The organism is Streptomyces sp. NPDC030820 (assembly GCF_055572075.1).
Genome location: NZ_JBVIEB010000002.1, coordinates 168,552 through 192,524, shown reverse-complemented (window position 1 = coordinate 192,524; position 23,973 = coordinate 168,552). Strand labels below are relative to the sequence as shown.

Sequence of the window (23,973 nt, the reverse complement as noted above, 5' to 3'; positions counted from 1 at the left end):
GGTTGCTGTTCTTGACGAATGGAACGTAGGAAGTCCTCCCGCGGGCATCCGTAACCTTCGTCGACTTCTTCCTCCGCCGATTCAGCGGCACGGTCCCGGCGGGACTCGCCGGCTTCTCGGTCCTGACCGGAGCAGCCCCTCCGTTGCGTCGCCGCTCGGCGTCCCGGGCGAACTCCGCGGCCTGTAGGGCACGTCGGCGCTGGAGGTCCTCCTCCTGCTTGGAGAGCCTCGTCGCGGCTCCCTTCGACGTGCCCCCGCCCCTGGCCGACGGGTTTCCGACCCGGGCACTCGTGCCGTTGCCCATCACACCCCCACGCATCACACATCACAGGGCGTCGTAGCCCGTGTCAGCGGTCTCAGTCGTTCAGCAGGACGTAGCAACGCGACCAGTGGACGGTCCACTCGCCGCCCATCTCGTAACCGGCCTCGCCCACTTGCTCGGTCGCCCGTCCCAGGAAGTCCCGCAGCCCTTCCAGGGTCTCGGTGTCCGGGACCTCGCCGCCGGGTGCCGACACGGGTTGGCAGTACACGACGTGCTGCTCTCCCCAGCGCGTCCCCACGATCTGCAGGGTCGGGGTGTCATCGTCGTTCTCGATCGAGGCGCAATAGCGGATCTCGCCTGATTCGTCATTCAGGTCGTCGCCGGAGGAGTCGAAGTCCTCACCCTTGTACAGGGGATGGGTGACGTCGCTCTCGCAGGAGGACCATGTCAGAAGCCACAGCCTGTCCGTGTCCCATCCCTCCGTGTCCAGCTTCCCCTGGGCGGCTTCGGTGAGAACGGTGAGCTCCCGGATCGAGCGCGCGGAGAAGTCCGGCGGGAGTTCGCCGCTCAGGCCGTAGGACGGGTCCTCCCCCATCCCTCCCGGGTAGGTGTTCACGAACTGAAGGACCCAAGGGTCGCCGTCGCCGTCCTCAGGGTCATAGTGGCTGTCGATCTTCGCGTAGCGCTCCTTGTCCGGCTCGCAGTGCCAGCAGAGGCCAGGCATGCCGTCACAGGTGCAGGTGTCCGCCTCGTCGTCCTCATCCCTCTCGTCGGCCTCCTCGTCCACCTCGGCCTCCGGGGACTCCTCGGCGGGCTCCTCGCCCGAAGAGGGAGCGGACCGCGTCGGGTTGAGGAAGACCGCCTCCAGCCGCGCGTCTCCGACACGGCTGTTGGTCAGCGATTCCGGCACCCACCCGCCGCTCGCGTCGACGGGACGTACCTGCAGAGGCAGGTCCCCGTTGCGGTAGAAGGCGATGTCGCTGTGGCTGTCGAGCCACTCGTCGAAGATCTCATCGGTCCCCGGCCTGCCGAGGCCGGTGCACTCGGCCGTGCGGAACAGTTCCCGCGCGGCGGCGCGATCGATGAGCGGAAGGCCCGCGCGGCCTGCCTCGGTTTCGGAGGGTACGGGCATGTCGAACAGCCTCCCGGAGTCTGAGGACCCCGGTAGCGCGCTGGCGCACCCCGGTGATCTGCACTTTCCCACGCACCTCGCGCGGGACGGCCGTCGCCTGCAAGCCAGGATCTGGCGCCGGATCACACGACCGAGCGGGAAGCTAACACCCGCAACAATCTTCCGCAAGATCTTCACAACCCCTTGATTTCGGGGTGACGATCATGAAATCTTGCGGCTTGGCCGACCCGGGCCGAGTGCGACCGGGTCGGGGACAAGCACCGATCTCCCTGCACGAGCTGTAAGGGGGTCTTCGTTCCACAGGAGGCCCTTGTGCGCATCATCGAAGCAGCCGTCACGCCCCGTAACTGGGGCCTTTACCGGACCGCGGTCGTCGACATCCGCTTCCAGCACCGGACCGTTCGCGTGGAACCCCGCCCTTCGGGCACGGCCGACGGTTCCTTCCCGGAACCGGCCGGCGGCGCCACCGTCCATGTGATCACCGCGTGGAACCCCCTTGGCCGTACCGCGTCCGCCGAGGCCAACACCCGCGCCCACCGCCTGTTGCTCGACGAGATCCGCCGCCGGGGCCTCACCTGGTGGTCCGCGGAGGGCGGCGACGTGCACGGCACCCACAGCGAGGAGAGCGTCGCCGTCGTCGGCCTGAGCGACACCGCCGCGCGTGACCTGGGTCGCCGCTTCGGACAGGACGCGATCTTCGCCTGGACTCCCGGTGCCTGGCGTGTCCTGGCCTGCGACACCGGCGCCGCGTCGGTGAGCGGATGGGCGGCGTTCGAGAGGACTGCCACACAGGTGCGGCCAGGCGCTGAGGCAAGCGGGAGGAGAGCGATGGGCATGTACCCGATGCGTACGCCGGACCACTGTCCGCGCTGCGGCAGGCGTCTCACCGGTCCACCGGCCGAGCGCGTCAAGGTCGACGGCTTCCCGGCCGAGGTGACGTATGCGACCGATCCGGTGTGCCGTGCGCGCTGGCACGTGTGGGACAGGACGTCGCCGCTGCGCCGTCTGGCCCGTCCTTATGTGGAGGGCTCGGGGTGACGTCCGGCCGTGCCGGGGTCGGCGCGGGTTCGGGTGACTGTCGGCCGATGTCTACGGCCGCTGTGGCCAGGCTGGCAGGATGGGACGGCGGACCTTGGGGGGTTCGCCGGGAAATCGGTGCATCCGCGGTGATCGCGGGGCCGTGAGCAGGATGAGAGGTGCGGCTGTGACGGTGACCGCTGAGGGGACGCAGGAGGCGGGGGCCTCGCTCGATCGCACACGGCTGCTGAAGGATCTCCAAACGCAGGCGCGACTCCTCGAGGACGATCTCCGGGAGCGGACCGAGAGCGAGCCCGAGTTCCGGGACGCCCTGCGGGTCGAGTACGAGAAGGCCGTCGCTGCGGAGCGTACGGCGGCCATGTACGAGACGTGGCGTGACGAGCGGGTCGTGCAGATCGCCGCCGCGTGGGTGCTGGCGTGCGTCTTCGTGCGGTTCAGCGAGGACAACGGGCTGATCCCGGACGCGTGGCTGTCGGGGCCGGGTGACCGGCTGGCGGAGGCGCAGGACCGGCACGACGCGTACTTCCGGGACAACCCGGCCAAGAACGACCGGGACTGGCTGGAGGAGTCGTTCGACGCGCTGGCCAAGTCCCACCGGACGGTGGAGGGGCTGTTCGACGCGGCCCACAATCCGTTGTACGAGGTCACGCCCTCGTATGAGGCTGCGACGGCTCTGCTCGCGTTCTGGCGGCAGCGGGGCGCGGACGGCGAGATCGTCCACGACTTCACCGACCCCGAGCTGGACACGCGGTTCCTGGGTGACCTGTACCAGGACCTGTCCGAGCACGCCCGCAAGACGTACGCGCTGCTCCAGACCCCGGTGTTCGTGGAGGAGTTCATCCTCGACCTGACGCTGGAGCCGGCCGTGGAGGAGTTCGGCCTCACGCCCGCATGGAAGCACCGGCCGGCGGGCTGGGACGGTGAGGTGTGGGCCGACGGTCCGGGCGGCGAGGAGGTCGTCCGGGGGCTGCGGTGCATCGACCCCGCGTGTGGTTCCGGGCACTTCCTGCTGGGGATGTTCGAGCGGTTGCTGGGGAAGTGGCGGGACGCTGAGCCGGGGACTGAGCCGTGGGTGCTGGTGCGGCGGGCGCTGGAGTCCGTGCACGGCGCCGACAAGAACCCGTTCGCTGTGGCCATCGCCCGGTTCCGGTTGCTGGTGGCTGCGCTGAAGGCGGGTGGTGTACGGGAGTTGAGCGCGGCTCCTGGGCTGCCTATTCGGGTGGCTGTGGCGGACTCGTTGCTTCATGGGCGGGGTGCGGAGACGGTTACCGAGGCTCTGGACACGTTGTTCGCGGAGAACGAGCCGTTCTATTTCCGGACCGAGGACGTGGAGGGGTACGCGCGGGAGGTCGACCTTCTCGGGCGGGGGTCGTATCACGTGGTGGTGGGGAATCCGCCTTACATCACGGTCAAGGACGCGAACGAGAACAAGAACTACAAGGCCGCGTACGACGCCTGTTATCGGCAGTACGCGTTGTCCGTGCCGTTCGCTCAGCGGATCTTCGAGTTGGCGGTGCGGGCAGGGGGTGACCATCGGAATGGTGGGTTCACCGGGCAGATTACGGCCAACTCGTTCATGAAGAGGGAGTTCGGGAAGAAGCTGATTGAGGAGTTCTTTCCGAGGGTTCAGCTTACGCATGTGATTGATACGTCCGGGGCCTATATTCCGGGGCATGGGACGCCGACGGTCATTTTGGCGGGGCGGAATCAGGTGGCTCGGCAGGGTGAGAGTGTGCGGGCTGCGTTGGGGGTTCGGGGGGAGCCGAGTCAGCCGGAGAAGCCCGAGGACGGGTTCGTATGGCGGGCGATCGTGAATCAGGTTGGGGTGCCCGGAAGCGAGTCGGAGTGGATGTCGGTGGAAGACGCGCTCCGAGCGCGGTTCTCGGCACACCCATGGTCACTCAGCGGTGGAGGCGCCGGAAGCGTGATGAAACTCTTGGAGGCCGACACTGGACGACTTGGCAACTCGGTGGACAGTATCGGGTTCGGCGCCGTAACACGTGAGGATGACGCGTATCTACTCGGCAACGCAGCCTGGCTACAAGGGCAGTGGGCAAGCGACAACTACAGGTCCCTCATCGTTGGCACTTCTCTGCGCGACTGGCTGAACGACGGCGGGCAGCCTTCACTATTTCCCTACCGAGAATCCGATCGATCTGCCTGGGTCAGCCAGCCCGCTGAAAAGTTCCTGTGGCCCAACCGTACGCTCCTCAAGCTTCGGCGAGCACTCTCCGGCACCCAAGAAGACCAGGGGCTAACGTGGTTCGAGTACTCAAGCTTCTCGCGCTCTCGATGCTGGTCGCGTCACCTCATTAGCTTTGCGTTCGTTGCTACACACAACCACTTCACCGTGATGCGAGGAGGCGCGGTTCCTATTCGTTCCGCGCCGGTGATCAAGTTGCCAGAGGGTGCGGATGAAAATCGGCATCTGGAGCTGCTAGGGGTGCTCAACTCCTCGGCCGCTTGTTTCTGGCTCAAGCAGGTCAGCCAGGGCAAGGGCGGCAGCGGCGTAGGCTGCGGCATCAAGGATGAAGCGTGGGAGGAGCGCTACGAGTTCACCGGTACTAAGCTCCAGGAGTTCCCGCTGCCCAGGGAGCTCCCCCTCGACCTCGGGCGTGAACTCGACTCCCTTGCTCAGGCGTCAGCCAAGCACGCCCCCTCCGCCCTGACCGACAACGCCGTACCCACCCGCGAAGCCCTGGACGAAGCACGTCGCGCCCAGGAGCAGATCCGTGCCCGGATGATCGCGTTGCAGGAGGAGCTGGACTGGACCGTCTACGGGGCCTACGGGCTGCTTACCGCCGAGGAGGTCGCGCGGACCACCACTGATGACGTCCCGGAGGTCGCCCTCGGTCAGCGGGCTTTCGAGATCGTGCTCGCTCGGAAGGTGGCCGCCGGGGAAGCCGAGACCGCCTGGTTCGAGCGCCACGGGTCCACCCCCACCACCGAAATCCCCGCCCACTGGCCCGAGGCATACCGCAAGGTCGTCCAGGCTCGTATCGACCTCATCGAAGCCAACAAGGACATCCGCCTCATCGAGCGCCCCGAGTACAAGCGCCGCTGGTCCACGGAACCCTGGGAGAAGCGCGAGGCCGCTGCTCTCCGGAACTGGCTGCTCGATGCCGCCGAGCGGGAAGACTTCTGGTTCGAGGAGCGGGACGGGTTCACAGTGCCTCGCCCCCTCACCGTCAACCAGCTCGCCGACGCCCTGCGCCATGACAAGGACGTCCACGCCGTGGCCGAGCTGTACGCCACCGACCACCTCGGCAAGCGGGACGCCTCCCTCGCCACCGTTCTCGCCGCCGTGATCGACGCGGAGCACGTGCCCTACCTCGCCGCCCTCCGCTACAAGGACTCTGGCCTCCGCAAGCGTGCCCAGTGGGAGCAGGTCTGGGAGCAGCAGCGCGAGGAGGACCGCACCGGGCAGCGGCTCGACATCAAGGTGCCGCCGAAGTACACCAGCGCGGACTTCCTGAAGAACTCCTACTGGTCCAACCGAGGCAAGCTGGACGTGCCCAAGGAGCGGTTCATCTCCTACCCCGGCGCCTCCCCCGACTCCGACGGATCCCTCCTCCTCGGCTGGGCCGGCTGGAACCACCGCGACCAGGCCGACGCCCTCGTCGGCATGATCCGCGACCGCGTGGAGAACGGCGGCTGGGCCAAGGAGGACCCCCGCTTCGTACCGCTGCTCGCCGGTCTGCGCGAGGTCCTGCCCTGGGTCCACCAGTGGTACGGCGAATACGACGAGGAGTGGGAGGGCAACCCCGCCGAGGAGTTCCAGTCCGCCCTGGAGACCGGCCGTACGGAACGCCAGCTCTCCGAGTCCGACCTCGTCAACTGGCGCCCCGAGAAGAAGTCCGGCGGGCGCAAGAAGAAGAGCGAGTAAGCGAAGAGGGGCGGTCGGCTGCCGACCGCCCCTCCTTGCTCACCTCAGCCGCGCGCGGCCATCCGCACGAACGCGGCCCACTCATCGGCGCCGACGGAGAAGAACGCCTCCCCCGGCCGCTTGGAGTCACGGACCAGCACGGCCGTACCGGCGTCCGCGACCTCGACACAGTCACCACCGTTGCCCGCGCTGTAGCTGCTCTTGAACCACCGCAGTGTGTCAGCGGCAGGCGCGGGACTGCCTGTCTTCATAGCTCTCCCAACAGCTTCTCGACGAAGGCCAGCGACTCGCGGGGAGTCAGCGCCTGAGCCCGGAGAACGCCGTACGTCGCTTCGAGCGGGCTGACCTTCTTCGGCTCCGCGTACAGGGCACTCACGTCCTGCACTTCCATGTAAGCCATCCTGCGCTGATTCTTCGAGTGGATCAATGTGAACGGCCCAGCGAGACCTGCATGTTCATCGCGCCCCATCGGCATGACTTGCAACTCGACGTTGCGTTGATGCCCGTAGAGCAGAAGCTGTTCCAGTTGGCCCCGCCAGACATCGCGGCCGCCCAGAGGCCGCCGAAGCACATGCTCGTCAATAACAAAGCTCAAGAGCGGAGCTGGACGCCGACCGAACAGCTTCTGCCGTTCCATACGCGCGGACACGCCCTGCTCGATGGCCTCCTCGTCCAGCAGCGGGCGCCACATACGGAACACCGCACGCGCGCACTCCTCCGTCTGCAAGAGGCCCTTCACCACATGGTTCATGTAGGCATGCAGCTCGACGGCCTCCGCCTCCAGTTGCACGTACCGCCGGAAGAACGACGGATACCGAGCCTTGGCCACCTCCTCCTTCATGGCCACCAGCACACCCCGCGCCCCCAGCACCCGGTCCACCGCGTCGATCAGCTCCGGCTTGGGGATCCGCCGCCCCTGCTCCACCGCCGCGATCTGCGCCTCGCCGTACCCGACCCGCTCCCCCAACTGCGCCTGAGTAAGCCCAGCAGCCTCCCGCAGCAGCTTCACCTGCCGCCCGAAACATCGCAGGAACTCCCCGCCGGCCTCTCCCCCCACCCCCGCGCCCGAGTCCGCCCCCGACTCCATACGACCCTCCTCGCCCACCGCTCACTGTCGTGATCGCAGAGTAGGAGCGGCGTACGTCAACCGATCGCAAACTCGGGCAGGTTGACTCGTGTGAGTGAACGCCGACCAGCGAAAGCTTTCTTCACTCAACGCGTTCATGTGCGCACTCTCCGTGCGGTACGGTCACCCCACAGCACACAAAAAACTCGGCCCCCGCAACGGCGGCAACCGTTCGCGAGGGCCTGAACCACCAGTGGAAGTTAGGGCTCCCACCGTGATTTACCGGCACCATATCGCGCCCCCGCGCGCCTACACCCAGTTCTCCCACGACATCATCCGGCACCCGCGCCTGTCCTCCGACGCGGTCCGCCTGCTGACCTGGCAGCTCTCCCTCCCCCAAGGCACCCGGGAATCCCTCTCCCGCACCGCCGAACGAGCCAACATCGGCGCCTGCGCCTTCACCCGCGCCAAGCGCCAGCTCAAGGAGGAAGGGTTCGTACACGAGAGGCGTGTCCAGGGCTCCGGCGGTCACTGGACCACCCAACAGCTCGTCTCCAACGTGCCGTTGAGCCCTGCGGAAGCCGCTAAGCTCCTCGCCCGCATGCCTGTATCGCCGCCGCAGGTCGCACCGAGTGCCCTGCATCCGGCGGCCGGTGAGCGGACCAGTCGGCTCACCGACGGTCTTCCCTACGGCGACACCCATGAGAACACCCACAACCAACCCCCCAAACCCCCCGAGGACGCACCCGATGCCCCCGCACCCGCCGAAGCCCCCGAAGCCGCGCACACCTCGTCAGCCCCGGAAGCCCCGCAAGCCCAGGTAGCCCTCGCGAACCACCGGCCCGATCCCTCGCTCCCCCACCTCGAAGAGGCCCGCACCCTCGCCGCCTCCTACCGCGACCTCGATCCGGCCCTGCGCGCCATCCCCCGCGCGATGCACGCCGAGCTGACAGACCTCACCGCGCGCTGGCTCGTCGCCGGACACCCGCCCGCCGCGATCCGCGCCCACATCCTCCGCAACCTCCCCGACGGCGACACCCGCGTCCACCGCCCCGGCGGCCTCCTGCGCTACCTGCTCCGTGAGACGCCGCCACCGTCCCGGACCCCAGCCGCCCCGGCCGCCCCGGCCACCCCGCCCGCACCCCACCAGCCCGCCGCGCAGGACCCCGCACCCGGCCGCCGTATCTCCCCCCGCCTCACCGGCGCCCGGGAATGCGAAGGCCCGCACGTCCAGCCCACCCTCTTCCGGCCGCTCGGTGACGAAGCACTCTGTCCGCGCTGCGCAGACACCAGGTCGGCCTGGTCGGCCGGCCACCAACCGGCTTAGGCAGGGCCGGATCCTCCGGGTGACGGAAGGAGCACACGGGCGCCCATGGACGCCCGTGCCGTCTACTCGCGCTCGGTGAGGTCGTCGCCCCTCTCCTCTCCCCTCACTTGCGCACGACCGGCGCCCCCACCGCACCGTGAGCCGACGCGAGCGGCCCCACGAACGTGATGCGCAGAAGTCCCACGTTCGAGATGTCCAGGCCCTTGAGGGTGTAGGACTTGCCGTACTCCAGCGTCTTCGAGTACAGGACCTTTCCGGTGCCTTGATCGGCCACGGTCAGTTCCAGCGTCTGGGTTTTGTCGCTCCCCGGAGAATCCGCGGCGATTCCGAAAGTCCCGTCGAATTTGGTGTACTTGCCGGCCAGCTTCATCTGGAAGTAGCCGTTGTCGTTCGCTCCGCACGCGATCGAGCAGGTCAGAACGAAACCTGTCCTGAAGGACTGGTTTCCGATGACCACGTTGTCGGCGCTCCAGGTGGCGCATATACCCAGATCGCACCCGTCCCCGGAGTCCCGGAGCCCGTCCGGAAGGTTTCCGCCCGACAGCTCGACCCGCACCGGAGGCGCCTCGCCCTGTTCCGTGCTGGTGCTGCCCCCGTCGGAGCTTCCGCTGGAACCGGTGGTGCCGTCCGTGCCCGAGTCCCCGCCCCCTTGCCCTCCATTGTCGCCGCTGGGCGTGGAGGTCTCGGTCGACGGCGTGTCGGTGGGTGAGGACTCGCCGCCGGCGGCGGAAGAGGTGTTCTGCCCACCCGAGGAGTCGCTGCCGTCACACACCGAGCCCTGCGCACAGACACCGGCATCCCGGCCCGCGTGTTGGTTGATGGTGGTGTCCTTGCACGATGTGGCGGCAAGGGCGCACAGCGCCACGAGGGCGAGCCCTGGCGCCACTCTTCGCCATGTCTGCGTCATGTCCGTCCCCCGCCTAGCACTGCGACTGAATGCAGACTTTGCCGTCCCTGCCCGTCTTCTGGGTCACATGATTGGTATCCGATTTCATCAGGCCGGTGAGGACGGCCCCGATGATCACGGCCAGCGCTCCGAGCACAGCGACGATGATCTTGACTTTGTGGTCCGTGGTGAAACCCGCCATTTCAGAACCCCCCTGCATAAAGCGGAGGTTGATGGTGACACATGTGTCCGGTTGATCACCAGGAAATGCAGGGGGCGTACGATCCTGTGTCCCGCTCGTTACCGGTCCGCCCTCTTTCTTCCCTGCCTCAACTCCCCCGCATCCCGGAGCAGTCGCCGTATGCCGCCCCCACCGTGGGGTCCGGTCCTCACATGACTCCCCGATGTCAGAGGCCGCTGGCAGCATGCACACCATGGGAGCGAGACACGACAGCGACGAGGCGTACGTCGTCGGCCTGTGCAACCGGGTTCTCGGCGAAACGGCCCTGACGCAGCACAGGTTCGACTGGCTGCTCGGGGACCCCGGAACCGGGGGCCGGCGGGTCAGACTGCCGGTCGACGCGTACTGGCCCGGTCACCAACTGGTGGTGGAGTACCGGGAGCTGCAGCACGACCAGGCGGTGCCGCACTTCGACAAACCCGACCGGCTCACCGTCAGCGGAGTTCACCGGGGCGAGCAGCGGGCACTGTACGACGCGCGCCGTGAAGCCGAGATCCCCGCCCACGGACTGAGGCTGGTCGTGATCCGGCCCGCCGACCTGGATGCGGACGGGCGCGGGCGGCTGCGGCGCAACGAGGAGGCCGACCTGGCCTGCCTGCGGAAGATCCTGGCCCGGGACAGCGACGAGGACCGGGTCACCGACGCCTTCCGCACCTGGCTGCTGGCCGAGGACTGGACGCCGGTCGAGCCCACGGACCATTGGACCGACCTCGAAGCGGTGCGCGGCGACGAGCGGCTGATCTGCGAGGCCAAGGGCCGCACGAGCGACAAGGGCATCGACGCCGACATCGCCTACGGGCAGTTGCTGCGCCGCATGACGAGCCAGGACGCCCGGATACGGTACGCACTGGTCGTACCGTCCTCGTCCGTGAAGGCAGTCGAGCGCGTTCCGGGTCACGTCCGCGACCTGCTGCGGATCGAGGTGTACGAGGTGACGGACGACAACAGGGTGCGGCGGCTGTCCGCGTGACCGTGCCCGCGCCGACGGGACGCGGTTCGAGTGACGCTCGCCCCGACAGGCCCGACACCATCGCCCGCCGCCCCGACAGAGCGCCGCAGTGGGGGCGTCACACCTGGTGAGCGGGGGTGGCGGCGCGGGATCTTCGAGGCATGACCACTTCCCCCCGTCGGGAGCGACGGGCCGCGCTCCCGCTCCCGCTCCCCGATCAGACGGTGTTCTCCTTCCGCTTCACCTCCTCACCGCGCGGTGCCCGGCTCGCCCGCAGGCTCGCCTCCTGCCAGATGGACGCCTGGGGTTGGCGCCACGGCACCCCCGCGCACGACGCGGTGGAACTGATCGTCGCCGAACTGGCGGCCAACGCCGTCACCCACGGGCTGGTCCCGGGCCGGGACGCCGAGCTACGGCTGAGCAGGCAGGACGGCGGGGGCCTGGTGCGGATCGAAGTGAGCGACACACGCGAGGAGGGGCTGCCCGTGGTGCGGGACACCGAGGGAGAGGAGGACGGCGGAAGGGGGCTCGTCCTGGTGGCGGCACTCGCCATGGAGTGGGGCGCGGTGTCCCGCCTCGGCGCTCCCGGCAAGACCGTGTGGGCCGTCGTACCCACCGAGTGTGGACGAGAAGGAATCCGAGGCCGGACGACGGTGGACGGCATGCCGCGGTCGATGAGCTGACCAAACTGAACCAGGAGGGTCGATCACCGCTCGAAGGACGCCGCCCTCACGGCGGCAGGTGAACGGCACCGGTGCGGCCCTCCCGTGGGACATATGCTGCTGAGGAACCTGATCCGGCCGGGCGAGGGCCGGCTGCACCGCCTGGGAGGACGGATGCTCACACGGCTCGAGGTCGACGGCTTCAAGAACCTTCCGGGACTCACGGTCGAGCTGGGTCCGTTCACCTGTATCGCGGGCGAGAACGGGACGGGCAAGTCCAACGTCTTCGACGCGATCCAGTTCCTGAGCCTGCTCGCCGACCGTTCCCTGATGGAGGCGGCCCAGGAGGTCCGGGGCACTCACGGCGAGCGGCACGGCGACGCACGCGACCTGTTCTGGAACGGTTACGACGAGGGCACGCACCGGATGCGGTTCGCCGCAGAGATGCTGGTACCACCGCAACCGGTCGAGGACGATTTCGGACGGCCGGCCGTACCGACGACGTCCTTCCTGCGCTATGAGCTGGAACTCGGCTATCAGCCTCCCGCGGGAGCCGAGAAGATCGGCAGACTGTCACTGCTGCACGAAAGCCTGCGGCACATCAAGCAGGGCGACGCGCGGGCCCGGCTCCGCTTCCCCCACTCCAAGGCGCGGTTCCGCGACGCGGTGGTCACCGGACGGCGTTCCGGTGTCTCCTACATCTCCACCACGGTGGAGGGAGCCGAGTCCGTGATCCGCATCCACCAGGACGGGGGGAGCCGTGGCCAGCCGCGCCCCGCGGCGGCATCGCGAGCCCGGGCCACGGTTGTCTCGACGGTCAACACCAGTGACGATCCCACCATCTTGGCGGTGCGCCGCGAAATGCAGTCCTGGCGGCGGCTCGCCCTCGAACCGTCCGCGCTGCGCAGCTCCGACAGCTACACCGGTTCACGGTCGATGGGCCCCGACGGGCTGCACCTGCCGGGCACCCTGTTCCGCATCGCGCTTCATACCTCGCCGGACGACCCCGCCCAGGTCTACTCACGCGTGGCCGGCCGGCTGTCCGACCTGTCGGGCCTCCAGGTGCGCACACTCGACGTGCAGGAGGACGACGTACGAGAACTGCTCACCATCAGGCTGCACGAGATCAGCGGCATGGTGCTGCCCGCCCGAAGCCTCTCCGAGGGAACACTGCGGTTCCTCGCCCTGTGCGTGCTGCTGGAGGACCCCGAGATCAGGGGCCTGGTGTGCATGGAGGAACCGGAGAACGGAATCCATCCGGCCAACCTCTCGGCGATGGTGGACCTCGTGCGGGATCTGGCCGTCGATCCGCAGGAGACCCCAGGAGACGACAACCCGTTCCGTCAGGTCCTCATCAACACGCACTCTCCCGGCCTCGTGCAGCTCGTGGACTCCCAGGATCTGCTCTTCGCCGACACGGCCGCCTTCCGGACAGACTCCGGGCAGGTGACCCGGCGGCTGAGACTGCGCCCGCTGGCCGGAACCTGGCGGGCGGCAGGCGGGACGGGTGACTACGTCACCAAGCTCGACATCCTGCCGTACCTGGAATCACCACCGGACGCGCAGCTCACCCTGGACGTGGACGGGCGGGCCGCATGACCGTACGTGTCCTGTTCCTGAGCGAGGGCACCAGCGATCAGGGCCTCGTAGCCCACGTTGAGGGGATCGCGGCGGATCTGGGAGTTCCTGTGACGGTCAGCGCACCGGACTTGCGTTGGCTGCGGTCCTCGGCGGGACACTCCGTCGCGGACAAACTGCGCACGGCAAGGGATCTCGGGTCCACCTACGATCTCGCGGTGGTCCAGCGGGATGCGGACGGCGGGTCACCGGACATCCGCAAAGCAGAGATCGCGGACGCCATCCACGAGACCTGGCCGGGCCTCGCTCACGTTCCGGTCGTACCGGTGCGCATGCTCGAAGCCTGGCTCCTCCTCGACGAGCAGGCCATCCGGGAAGTGGCCGGCAACCCTCGAGGACGTATACCACTGGAGTTGCCGAAAGCAGCCGCTGTGGAGCGCATCGCCGATCCGAAGCAACGCCTCAAGGACACCTTGGCGAAGGCCAGCGGCTGCAAGGGCCGACGCCTCGCGGACCTGCAGCAGCGCTTCCCGCGAAACCAGCACAGACTGCTCGACCTGCTCGACCGCAACGGGCCGGTGGGCGAGGTTCCCTCGTGGCAGATGTTCGTGGCGGATCTGTCCGCCGCGCTGCGCGGCCTCTGATCCGGGTGGCCTCTCGCCACCGCGCGGCCATCGCGACCGGCCTGTGAAAGCACAGAGCCTGGTCGATGACCGACCGGTGACTCCGGGGTCCGCAGAGCCGGCCGAGCTGGCAGGATATGGAGGAGTTGTAAGGGGCACGGATTTCACCGGGGAGCGGGAGCAGCCGATGGCCAGGGGTGGCGAGACGGTCGTACTGAGGGACGTCCTCGACATCAAGGAGGACGTGTACGCCGGCGACTTCAAGGTCGAGTTGTCCCAGGGGTTCAAGGGCGACTCGGCCGGGCGGGTCGAGGAGTACGTCGTCACCCCGCAGCTGCGGGAGGAGTTCGACAAGGCGCTGAAGCTGGTCCGCGGCGCCGTGCGCAAGAACGCCTCGTACGCCGCCTACCTGCACGGTTCTTTCGGTGCCGGTAAGAGCCACTTCCTGACCGTGCTGCACGCCGTGCTGAACGGAGACGCCTCGGCGCGGGCCAAGCCGCGGCTGCGCGAGGTCATCGCCGAGCACGACGAGTGGCTGCGCGGGAAGAAGTTCCTGATGGTGCCGTACCACCTGGTGGGCGCGGCCAACCTGGACGAGGCGCTGCTCGGCGGGTATGTACGGGCCGTACGAGACCAGCACCCGGAGGCGCCCACCCCGACCGTGTTCCGCTCCGATGCGATGCTGGCCGACGCCCGGCGGATGCGCGAGCAGCTCGGGGACGACGCCTTCGTACGGCTGCTGCCCGCCGACAGCGGCGGCGCGGCCGGTGACGGCGACGATGACGAGCTTCAGGTGATCGGCGCCGGCGGCGCCTGGACGTCCGGTGAGCTGGACGACGCCTTCGGCGCGCCCGCCGGGGACTCACGCCGTGAACGCCTGGTGTCGGCGCTGCTCAGCGGTCCGATGCAGTCGTACGCGCAGAGCGCGCGCGGCGACGCCGCCAAGTACGTGCCGCTGGAGAACGGGCTCGCCGCGATCAGTCGGCACGCGCGTGCGCTGAACTACCACGGTGTCGTGCTCTTCCTCGACGAGCTGGTCCTGTGGCTCCAGGCGCACATGCGGGACCGCACCTTCGTCAACAGCGAGATCCAGAAGCTGGTGAAGCTGATCGAGTCCGGTGACGCCGACCGGCCGGTGCCGATCGTGTCGTTCATCTCGCGTCAGCGCGACCTGTCCCAGCTCGTCGGCTCCGACGTGCTCGGCGCCGACGTCAAGGCGATGGAGCAGGCCCTCGAATACCTCAACGAGCGGTTCGACACCGTCGATCTCGAAGACCGCAACCTGCCGGAGATCATCAAGGAGCGCGTGCTCAAGCCGCTCCCCGGCAAGGAGACGGTGCTGGAGAACGCCTTCGGCGGGGTCGACCGGTCCAACCAGCAAGTCAAGGACATCCTGCTGGACGGCGGCGGCGCCACCCACGCCGACTGGGCGGACTTCCGGGCCGTCTACCCCCTCTCCCCCGCACTGCTCAACGTGCTCGTCGCCCTCTCCGGCGCCCTCCAGCGCGAGCGCACCGGTCTGAAGCTCGTCCAGCAGCTGCTGCAGAGGAACGCCGATGCCGCCGTCGGACAGCTGATCCCGCTCGGGGACCTGTGGGACGTTCTGATCGACGGCAGCGGTGCCGCCTTCACCGACAAGCTGAAGCGCGAGTCCGACGCAGCCGTGAAGTTCTACGCCAAGGCGCGCGGTCATCTGCTGGAGAAATACGGCTCGGACACGCACACCGACTTCCGCGCCGACGACCGGTTCGTGAAGACGCTGCTGCTCGGCGCGCTCGCGCCGGACGTGCCCGCGCTGCGGCGGCTGACCGGGGCGCGGCTCGCCGCCCTCAACCACGGCTCGGTGCGCTCCCGTACCGTGCCCGCCGGAGACGTGGTCGTACGGCGTATGCGGGACCTTCAGGCCGCGTTCCCCTCCGAGGTGCGCTCGGACGGCGAGGCCGACCCGGTGTTCTCGCTCCATCTGTCCGAGCTCGACATCGAGCCGCTGCTCGACGCCGTCGCCGAGGAGGACAAGGCGGGCGTGCGCCGAGTGTGGCTGCGCGACCGGCTGTGGGAGGCGGTCGGCGTGCGGGACGGGCAGTTCGTCGCCGAGAAGGAGATCGTCTGGCGAGGCACCCGCCGGGTCGCCGAGTTCGTCTTCGGCAACGTACGGGACCGCGCGGACCTGCCCGACGAGCAGTTCACCCCCGCCACCGCCGGCAATGTGCGGTTCGTCGTGGACTACCCCTTCGACGACGGCGACCACTTCCCGAGCGACGACTTCCACCGCGTCGAGCAACTGAAGAAGGACGGGGTCACCGCGCCGACGCTGGTGTGGCTCACCGACTTCTTCTCCGACCAGCGCCGCGCCCAGCTCGGCCGGCTCATGCGCATCAACTTCCTGCTGGAGCGCGACCGACTCACGGACTACACCGGGAACTTCCCGCCCGACGACCGGGCCAAGGTCCGGCGGCAGCTGGAGGTAGCCCGCGACACGCTCACCGACCAGCTCACTGGGGCCCTGGCCGAGGTGTACGGGCTGGCTCGGCCGACCGACTCCAACCCCGGCCCCGAGGTCCCCGACGGGCGCCATGTGCTCTCGCTCCAGCCGGAGTTCGCGCAGCCCCGTGAGGAGGGCGGCAAGGGTTTCGAGGCGAACGTACAGCACCTGGCCGACGGCATGTTCTCCGCGCTGTATTCCAAACACCCCGACTTCGGGCTCGACGGCAAGGGCCAGCGCAAGGCGGTGACGGCCGCCGAGCTGCGCACCGCCCTGGAGTGGATCACAAGGGCGATGGACGAAGGCGGGCGCGCCCAGAACGTCGACAGCCACCACCTGAAGACCGTCAAGCGCATCGTCGAACCGCTGGAACTGGGCACCGTGCACGACGGACCGCTGGTCATGCGTCAGGACTGGCGCACCCGGATCAACCAGGCCGCCGCCGCCCACAAGCAGCGCGGCGACCTCAGCGTCGAGGAGATCCGCACCTGGATCACCAAGGACCTCGGCTACGGCGGGCTCGACAAGCTCACCGGCAACCTGCTCATCGCCGCCTACGCACTGCTCGACGACCGGGCGTGGGCCTTCCAGGGCGGGCCGGAGCGCGAGGCGCCCGCGCTGCACGAGATCGGCCCCGGCTGGTCGTTGCGCGCGCAGCCACTGCCCAGCGAGGACGAGTACGCGGCGGCCCGCGAGCGGGCGGCCCGGCTGTTCGGCGTCCCGGCGAAGCCGAACATGTACGCGCGCAACGTCAACCGGCTCGCCGAGGACATCCGCGCCAAGGCCGAGACCTGGGAGAAGCAGGTCGCCGGGGTACGGGCCTCGCTGGACCGGCATGCCGCGCTGCTCGGCCTCGACACTCCCGACCAGGCCGCCCCGCGGGTTGCGATCCTGCGGGAGGCCGCCGGGCTCCTGGCCCGGCTGACCCGGCACGGCAGCGACGCCACCGCGCTCGTCCGCGAGCTGGCCGGAGCCTCGTACTCCGCGAGCGAGCGGGACCTGAACACGGCGATGGGCAGTGCCGGCGAGGTGCTGGGGGCGCTGGACGACGCCGCCTGGCCCGTGCTGACCAACGTCCGCGGGCTGACCGGCCGCGAGGACGGCGTGGGCGACCGGGCTCGACGGCTCTTCGACGAGATCGCCCAGGCCGCGCACGCCTCCGAGTTCGAGCGCTCGCTGGTGCCGGTGCTCGGCGCGGCCGGCGAGAAGGCCAACGCGATCATCAATGCCGCGCTCCAGGTGGAGAACGTGTTCGCGCCGCGGCAGGAGCCCGCTCCCGGTGCGCAGGACATCCGGGTGAACGAGCCAGACGTGCCCACCCATCACCCCCGGCCGGAACCGGCTGCCGTACCCGCGCAGCCGGAGCCCGCGCCCGGCGAGGGGACGGAAGCACCGGCCCCGACCCGCCGGTCGGGACGCCGGCTCATCGCCGCCGGTGGTGCCACCCCGCTGGAGGAGCGCCTCGCCGGCGAGCTGGCCGGTGTCCGGGACGACATCCGGGCCTTCCTGGCCGCCCACCCGGGCGTCACGGTGGAGGTGAGCTGGCAGCCGGTCGACTCCGCCGACTCCGGGCAGGGCATCGAGGGGGCTCGCTGATGGCGGCCCGGCCCGCCGCGGGGCGGCGCGCCATCGAGGTGCTGTTGGAGGCGGAACTGCCGCGCGCCGAGGGGCGTCGGCTCGTGCTGGTCGACGCCGTGTGGGCGGGCGGCGAGGAGGAACGCGAGTTCACCGTGAAGGTGGGCGAGACCGCCCGGCGCGTGCACGTCACCGACCAGGACTCGCCGCTCGGTATCGCCGAGGCGTGGCGGCGGCACACCACCGACACGGATCCCGAGGGGGACAGCGTCCTGGTGGTCACCGGCAAGGTTCCCGCCGACCAGCTCGGCTGGGACCTGCGCGGGCACGCGGTGCGGCGCCGCCCGCTGGCCGTCGAGCGGGCCGACATCGTCAAGCAGCTGTTCGGCGCCGGTGACCTGGACACCCGGATGGTGCGGGAAACCTGGCTGCTCGACGCGTTGCTGGAGGCCGAGCCGACCGGGGGCTGGCCCCGAGCGGGCTCCGTACTGACCCGCGACCAGGCCGTGCGTGCCCTCCTCGCCGCCCGCATCGGCCTCGGTGACACCCGCGACGAATCGCTGGACCTGGACGCCGACACGCTCTTCGACTGGAGCCGTACCCCGGCCGGTCCCCGACGCTACGCCGAACTGCCGGAGCAGGAACGCGCCGGTCTGGCCGCGTGGTTGGAGCAGGCGACCGGCCCCGCCGCGCCCACGCTGCTCGCCCTCGCCGCCGACGGGCGTGGTGCCGACGCGCTGCCACTCGGTGCGCTCGCCTCGGCCGCCCTGGCCTGCCCGTCCGCCGCCGATGCCGGATTCGCGCTCGGCACCCTCTTCGGCCGGGCGCTCGGCTCCTTCGACGCACTCGCCCCCTATGCGACAGCCGCCACCGGTGTCCTCAGCCGGTGGATCGCGCAGGCGGAGGCGGGCGGCAGCGCGGGCGCGGACGCGCGGGCCCGCGTCCTGGCCGTGCTGGAGCGGGCCGACCAACTCGCCCAGACCGCGCTTCTGACCGGGCTCCTGGCCGGGGACCGGCTGCTTCCCTCGGGGTACCGTGCCCGGCTGCGGGCTCTCGCCGCGGCGCTCGACGGACGGCCCGGCCCCGCACAGGCAGCGCTTCGTGACCTCGCCGACCACCAACTGGCCCTCCTCCACGCCGACTCCACCGAGCGCGCCCGGACCGCCGTACGCCTGCTGCGCTGGCTCGACGCCCCGCAGCCCGTGCTGGACGCGGTCGGCAGCAGTGTGCGCCACCACCTGGACTCCACCGGCTGGGTCGACCTGGCGACCGGCATCCTCGCCGAGGGCGACGCCTCGCGCGACAGCGAGGTCGGCGAGGCCTACCACCGGCTGATCAGCCGGGTCCGGGACCGGCGTCGGCAGCTCGACGAGCAGTTCACGGCGGCCCTTGCCACATGGACGGAGGCGGCCTCCCAGCAGGCTCCGAACGGTGCGCTGCTGATCGAGGAAGTCCTCGCGGAGGCTGTCGCACCACTCGCCCGTGACGGCGGGCGGCCACTCGTCCTGGTCCTGGACGGGATGAGCGCCGACGTGGCCATCGAACTCGCCGCCGGACTGGACCGACGGGCCTGGACGGAGATCGTGCCGACCGCGCCGACGGGCGGTCGTCCCGGCCGGCTCGCCGCGGTCGCCATGCTGCCGACCCTGACCAAGATCAGCCGGGCGTCGTTGTTGTCCGGCGCCCCCGCCGAGGGCGGGCAGGACGTGGAACGCGCCGGATTCACCGCCTTCTGGAAGAAGCGCCGACGCGAGGCGGTGCTCTTCCACAAGGGCGGCTACGAGGGCACGGCCGGGCACCGGCTGGCACCCGAACTGCTCGGCGCCCTCGCCGACGAGAAGCAGATCGTCGGGGTGGTCCTCAACACCATCGACGACGCGCTCGCCGACGGCCGGGAGAACGGGCGCGCCCGCTGGCGCATAGGGGACATCGCGAAGCTGGCCGACCTGCTCGGCGCCGCCCTGGGCGCGGGCCGTCCCGTCCTGCTCGTCTCCGACCATGGACATGTCCTGGACCGCAGTCCCCGCGACGCCGGTCCCACGGTGGCCGACGGCGTGCAGGGCGCCCGCTGGCGCATCGGCGCGGTCGAACCCGGGGAAGTCGGACTCTCCGGACCACGCGTACGCGCCGCAGGCGGGCGGATCACCGCCGCCTGGCGGGAAGACCTGCGCTACACCGCCCGTCAGGCCGGGTACCACGGCGGTGCGTCGCTCGCCGAGGTGACCGTGCCGGTCCTGGCGTTCATCCCGGCCGGCAGCGAGATCCCCGCGGGCTGGACGGCCCTGCCCGCCGAGAGCACGGCTCCGGAATGGTGGCTGGGCGGCTCCGAGCCCGCGAAGCCGGAATCGCCGGTGCCGACACCTCGTGGCAGGAGCACGCGCAAGCAGCAGCCGCAGTCCGAAGGGCTGTTTCCGCAGCCGGGCCATCGCACGCTCGGCGAGCGAACGGTACGCAGCAAACCCTTCGAGAGCCAGCGCGAGTTCGTGCGGAACGCACCCACCAACACGGCGGTTTCCGCCGCGCTCGACGCGCTGCTGGAGGCCGGCGGCAAGCTGTCCCCGGCCGCCGTCGCCGCGGCCGCCCAAGCCGCCACCGGAAAGTCCGAACGGAACCCGCAGCGGTTCGTGACCATGCTCGAAAGGCTGCTCAACATCGACGGCTACCCCGTGCTCCAACTGGTGGAGTCCGGCCGTACCGTCCACCTGGACAGAGAGCTGCTGCGCCAGCAGTTCCCGGGAGGCACCACACCGTGAGTACCCCGACCCCCGACCCGACGGGTGGCTCCGCCATCAGCACAGCCCGCGCCCGGGACGTCGTCGACGCGTTGCGCCGCGGCACCGTGCCGCAGCAGGGACTCGGGCTGTTCGCCGTCGGCCTGGACCGTTTCGCGGACGCCCTCGACGACGACCTCGCCACCGTCGCCCGCGGCGGCTCGGCCTTCCATGCGCTGCGTGGAGAGTACGGCTCCGGAAAGACGTTCTTCGCCCGCTGGCTCGCCGAACGGGCCAAACGACGCGGTCTGGCCGTCAGCGAGGTGCAGATCTCCGAGACGGAGACCCCCCTGCACCGGCTGGAGACGGTCTACCGACGGCTCACCGAGCGGCTGACCACCTCCACCCATCCGCCGTCCGCGCTGCGGGCCGTGATCGACTCCTGGTTCTACGCGCTGGAGGAGGAAGTCCTCGACGCCGGGGACGCCGACGAGAGCGACGAGGCCGGTCTCGCGCGGGCCGTGGACGAGCTGCTCGAACTGCGGCTGGCGGACGTGGCACGCACCACGCCCGCCTTCTCCGCAGCACTCCGGGGGTATCGGGAGGCCGTCGCCGCCGGTGACGGAGCCCGTGCGGAGGCACTCATCGCCTGGCTCGGCGGACAGAAGTCCGTGGCGGCCTCCGCCAAGCGAGCCGCCGGAGTCCGTGGCGACCTCGACCATTTCGCCGCCCTGGGTTTCCTTCAGGGACTGCTGACCGTCCTGCGGGACTGCGGGCATCCCGGTCTCCTGCTCGTCCTCGACGAGGTGGAGACCTTGCAACGAGTGCGCGGGGACGTACGTGAGAAGTCCCTGAACGCTCTGCGCCAGCTCCTCGACGAGATCGATGCAGGCCGGTTCCCCGGCCTCTTCCTGGTCATCACCGGCACCCCCGCGTTCTACGACGGGCAGCAGGGCGTGCAGCGTCTGGCACCGCTCGCCCAGCGCCTGGCCACCGACTTCACGACCGACCCGCGGTTCGACTCCCCGCGCGCGGTCCAGCTCCGCCTTCCCGGCTTCGATCTCGCTTCCCTGGGCGAGCTGGGCCGCAAGGTGCGGGGTGTGTACGAGGCCACGGCCCGTCATCCCGAGCGCGTCGCGGCACAGGCTGACGACGGCTATCTGGACGAACTGGCGCGTGCCGTCACTGGTTCGCTCGGCGGCAAGGCCGGTATCGCCCCCCGGCTGTACCTGCGGAAGCTGGTCGCCGACGTCCTGGACCGGATCGACACGTTCGACGACTTCGATCCCCGCGTCCACTACACGCTCACCGTGAAGGCGTCGGAACTGGACGAGGTGGAGCGCAACGCCGCCGCGGGCGCCGGTGACGTGGAGCTGGAGCTGCCATGAGCGGCGACCCGTTGGACCTGCTCGACCCGATCCTCACCCACCACATCGTCAACTCGCTCGGCTGGCGCTCACTCAGGCCCTTGCAGGAGGAGGCGATCAGTCCCCTGCTGGCCGGGCAGGACGCCGTACTGCTGGCGCCGACCGCAGGCGGCAAGACCGAGGCAGCCGCGTTCCCCCTGCTCACCCGCGCGCAACGGCAGGGCTGGAAGGGAACGGGAATCCTCTACGTCACTCCGCTGAAGGCCCTTCTGAACAACCTGCACCCCCGATTGGAGACGTACGCCGGCTGGGTGGGGCGGACGGCCGAACTGTGGCACGGTGACATCGCCTCGTCCCGACGCCGCAGGATCCTCACGCACCGCCCGGATGTACTGCTGACCACGCCGGAGTCACTGGAGGCGATGCTGGTCAGCGCGCACGTGGATCACCGGGCGTTCTTCGCCGGACTGCACAGTGTGGTGGTCGACGAGGTGCACGCCTTCGCCGGTGACGACCGCGGGTGGCATCTGCTGGCCGTGCTGGAACGGCTGCAGAAGATCGCCGAGCGGCCCGTGCAGAGAGTGGGCCTCTCCGCCACCGTCGGCAATCCGCACGAGCTGCTGGACTGGCTCCAGGGGTCGGGCAGAGGCCAACGGCCGGGGCACGTCATCGCGCCCGGGGTCTCGCTGCCCGGCAGTAGCGGCCTGCCGTCCTCGGCACCCGCGAGCGTCCCGCCGGGTGACATCGAGCTGGACTACGTCGGCTCCGTCGCCAACGCGGCAACGGTCATCGCGGCCCTGCACCGGGGCGAGAAACGCCTGGTGTTCTGCGAGTCCCGGCGCACCGTAGAGGAACTGGGCGAGCAGCTGCGGCTGCGCGGGGTCACCACGTTCCTCTCGCACGCCTCGCTCTCCAACGACGAACGCCGGCGCGCGGAGGAGGCCTTCGCCGAGGCCCGTGACTGCGTGATCGTGTCCACGAGCACTCTGGAACTGGGAATCGACGTGGGCGACCTGGACCGGGTGATCCAGCTGGAGGCACCGGCCACGGTGGCCTCGTTCCTGCAACGCCTCGGACGCACCGGGCGCCGCACCGGCTCCCGCCGCAACTGCCTGTTCCTGGCCCTCACCGACGCCGGGTTCCTGTCCGCCGCGGCCCTGCTGCTCGCCTGGTCGCGTGGCTGGGTGGAGCCGGTGACCGCCCCACCGGAGCCGCGGCACCTGGTGGCGCAACAACTCCTCGCCCTCTGTCTGCAGGAGCGCCGGGTCGGCGAGAACCTCTGGAAGGAGTGGTGGGGCGGCCTCGGACCGTTCGGAGGCGGCGCCGAACCCGTCGTACGGCACCTCGTCGAACAGGGGTACCTGGAACGTGACGGCGGCACGCTCTTCATCGGCCCCGAGGCCGAACGGCGTTTCGGCCACCGGCATTTCATGAACCTGACGGCGTCGTTCACCGCGCCGCCCGAGTTCACCGTGCTCAGCGGTCGAACGGAGATCGGCCGTACCGATCCCGACCTGCTCACCGAGGAGGTCGACGGACCGCGCAAGCTGCTTCTGGCCGGGCGCAGTTGGCTGGTGACCTACATCGACTGGCGACGCCGACGGTGCTTCGTGGAGCCCGTGGACGAGGGCGGGCGCGCCAAGTGGAGCGGCTTCGGGCCGGACCGCGTCCGCTCCTTCACGCTGACCCGCGCTGCCCGCGAGATCCTGCTCGGCACCGATCCCCCGGTGCGGCTCACCCGCCGGGGCGAGGCGAAACTCGCCGAGGCCCGGGAGACACACCTGGACGTGGTGCACCCGGCCGGGACCGTCATCACCCGCCGCGGGGACGACGACGTGCGCTGGTGGACGTGGGCCGGACACCGGGCGAACGCCACGCTGGCCGCATCGCTGCCGTCCGTCGTCCTGCGCCACCGCTTCGTCGACGACCGCTTCGTCCGCCTGCGCGACGACGCGACCCCCGCGTCCTGGCGGACGGCCGTCGCCGACACCGAGCCGGGCCTGACCCTCCCCGAGGTGGACACCCGTGCGGTCCGCGGCCTGAAGTTCGCGGAGGCCCTGCCCCAGCGGCTCGCGCAGGCCACGCTCGCGGCCCGCCTGGCGGACGAGGAGGGAGCCCGAGCGGCTCTCACAGAGCCCGTACGGTTCGTCAGAACCCTTTGACCGGCGCAGCGAACCGTGTGACCGGC

16 protein-coding genes are annotated in these 23,973 nt (G+C 69.9%); 11 read left to right on the top strand and 5 right to left on the bottom strand.

Translation table 11 applies throughout. The features are described 5' to 3' along the window. Positions 1-356: 356 nt before the first annotated feature. Positions 357-1,394 carry a hypothetical protein gene (locus ACZ418_RS05525; RefSeq protein WP_468357313.1) on the bottom strand — a complete coding sequence of 346 codons (1,038 nt, stop codon included), beginning with the start codon at positions 1,392-1,394 and terminating at the stop codon, positions 357-359. Positions 1,395-1,706: 312 nt separating this feature from the next. Between ACZ418_RS05525 and ACZ418_RS05520 the strand changes: the two genes are divergently transcribed. Beyond that, the gene (locus ACZ418_RS05520) at positions 1,707-2,432 is read left to right on the top strand and encodes a DUF3293 domain-containing protein (RefSeq protein WP_468357310.1); all 726 of its coding nucleotides are present in this window, start codon (positions 1,707-1,709) and stop codon (positions 2,430-2,432) included. Positions 2,433-2,598: 166 nt separating this feature from the next. Next, positions 2,599-6,318: a BREX-2 system adenine-specific DNA-methyltransferase PglX gene (gene pglX, locus ACZ418_RS05515; protein WP_468357307.1), complete on the top strand. Its 3,720-nt coding sequence runs from the start codon at positions 2,599-2,601 to the stop codon at positions 6,316-6,318. Between the two features lie 44 nt (positions 6,319-6,362). Here pglX and ACZ418_RS05510 read toward each other — a convergent pair whose 3' ends face one another. Further along, a complete protein-coding gene (locus ACZ418_RS05510) occupies positions 6,363-6,569 on the bottom strand; it encodes a DUF397 domain-containing protein (RefSeq protein WP_468357304.1) in 207 nt (68 codons plus the stop codon). Then, the gene (locus ACZ418_RS05505) at positions 6,566-7,405 is read right to left on the bottom strand and encodes a helix-turn-helix domain-containing protein (RefSeq protein ID WP_468357301.1); all 840 of its coding nucleotides are present in this window, start codon (positions 7,403-7,405) and stop codon (positions 6,566-6,568) included. The genes ACZ418_RS05510 and ACZ418_RS05505 overlap by 4 nt, the downstream gene beginning before the upstream one ends. Before the next feature lie 253 nt (positions 7,406-7,658). Between ACZ418_RS05505 and ACZ418_RS05500 the strand changes: the two genes are divergently transcribed. Further along, positions 7,659-8,711 (top strand): hypothetical protein, encoded by a 1,053-nt coding sequence (locus ACZ418_RS05500; protein WP_468357298.1) that lies wholly within the window; start codon positions 7,659-7,661, stop codon positions 8,709-8,711. 103 nt (positions 8,712-8,814) lie between these two features. Here the strand turns inward: ACZ418_RS05500 and ACZ418_RS05495 are convergent, their stop codons facing one another. Together ACZ418_RS05495 and ACZ418_RS05490 are read right to left on the bottom strand one after the other, a co-directional pair. Further along, complete coding sequence (locus ACZ418_RS05495) at positions 8,815-9,576, bottom strand: hypothetical protein (protein ID WP_468357296.1); 762 nt, start codon at positions 9,574-9,576, stop codon at positions 8,815-8,817. A 55-nt stretch (positions 9,577-9,631) separates the two neighbouring features. Further along, positions 9,632-9,799, bottom strand: coding sequence for a hypothetical protein (locus ACZ418_RS05490; RefSeq protein WP_468357293.1), 168 nt, complete (start codon positions 9,797-9,799; stop codon positions 9,632-9,634). 232 nt (positions 9,800-10,031) lie between these two features. Here ACZ418_RS05490 and ACZ418_RS05485 point away from each other — a divergent pair, with 232 nt between their 5' ends. The 8 genes from ACZ418_RS05485 (at position 10,032) to ACZ418_RS05450 (ending at position 23,947) form a co-directional block, all read left to right on the top strand. Continuing rightward, positions 10,032-10,808: a hypothetical protein gene (locus ACZ418_RS05485; RefSeq protein WP_468357290.1), complete on the top strand. Its 777-nt coding sequence runs from the start codon at positions 10,032-10,034 to the stop codon at positions 10,806-10,808. 140 nt (positions 10,809-10,948) lie between these two features. After that, a complete protein-coding gene (locus ACZ418_RS05480; RefSeq protein WP_468357287.1) occupies positions 10,949-11,470 on the top strand; it encodes an ATP-binding protein in 522 nt (173 codons plus the stop codon). 93 nt (positions 11,471-11,563) lie between these two features. Beyond that, positions 11,564-13,048 (top strand): AAA family ATPase, encoded by a 1,485-nt coding sequence (locus ACZ418_RS05475; RefSeq protein ID WP_468357284.1) that lies wholly within the window; start codon positions 11,564-11,566, stop codon positions 13,046-13,048. Further along, positions 13,045-13,671 (top strand): hypothetical protein, encoded by a 627-nt coding sequence (locus ACZ418_RS05470; protein WP_468357281.1) that lies wholly within the window; start codon positions 13,045-13,047, stop codon positions 13,669-13,671. The genes ACZ418_RS05475 and ACZ418_RS05470 overlap by 4 nt, the downstream gene beginning before the upstream one ends. A 166-nt stretch (positions 13,672-13,837) precedes the next feature. Further along, the gene (locus ACZ418_RS05465) at positions 13,838-17,728 is read left to right on the top strand and encodes a BREX-2 system ATPase PglY family protein (protein ID WP_468357279.1); all 3,891 of its coding nucleotides are present in this window, start codon (positions 13,838-13,840) and stop codon (positions 17,726-17,728) included. Next, positions 17,728-20,460: a BREX-2 system phosphatase PglZ gene (pglZ, locus tag ACZ418_RS05460; RefSeq protein ID WP_468357277.1), complete on the top strand. Its 2,733-nt coding sequence runs from the start codon at positions 17,728-17,730 to the stop codon at positions 20,458-20,460. Before ACZ418_RS05465 ends, pglZ begins: the two co-directional genes overlap by 1 nt. Then, complete coding sequence (gene brxD / locus ACZ418_RS05455) at positions 20,457-21,806, top strand: BREX system ATP-binding protein BrxD (protein ID WP_468357274.1); 1,350 nt, start codon at positions 20,457-20,459, stop codon at positions 21,804-21,806. Before pglZ ends, brxD begins: the two co-directional genes overlap by 4 nt. Then, positions 21,803-23,947, top strand: coding sequence for a DEAD/DEAH box helicase (locus ACZ418_RS05450; protein ID WP_468357271.1), 2,145 nt, complete (start codon positions 21,803-21,805; stop codon positions 23,945-23,947). Before brxD ends, ACZ418_RS05450 begins: the two co-directional genes overlap by 4 nt. The last annotated feature ends 26 nt before the right edge of the window (positions 23,948-23,973 follow it).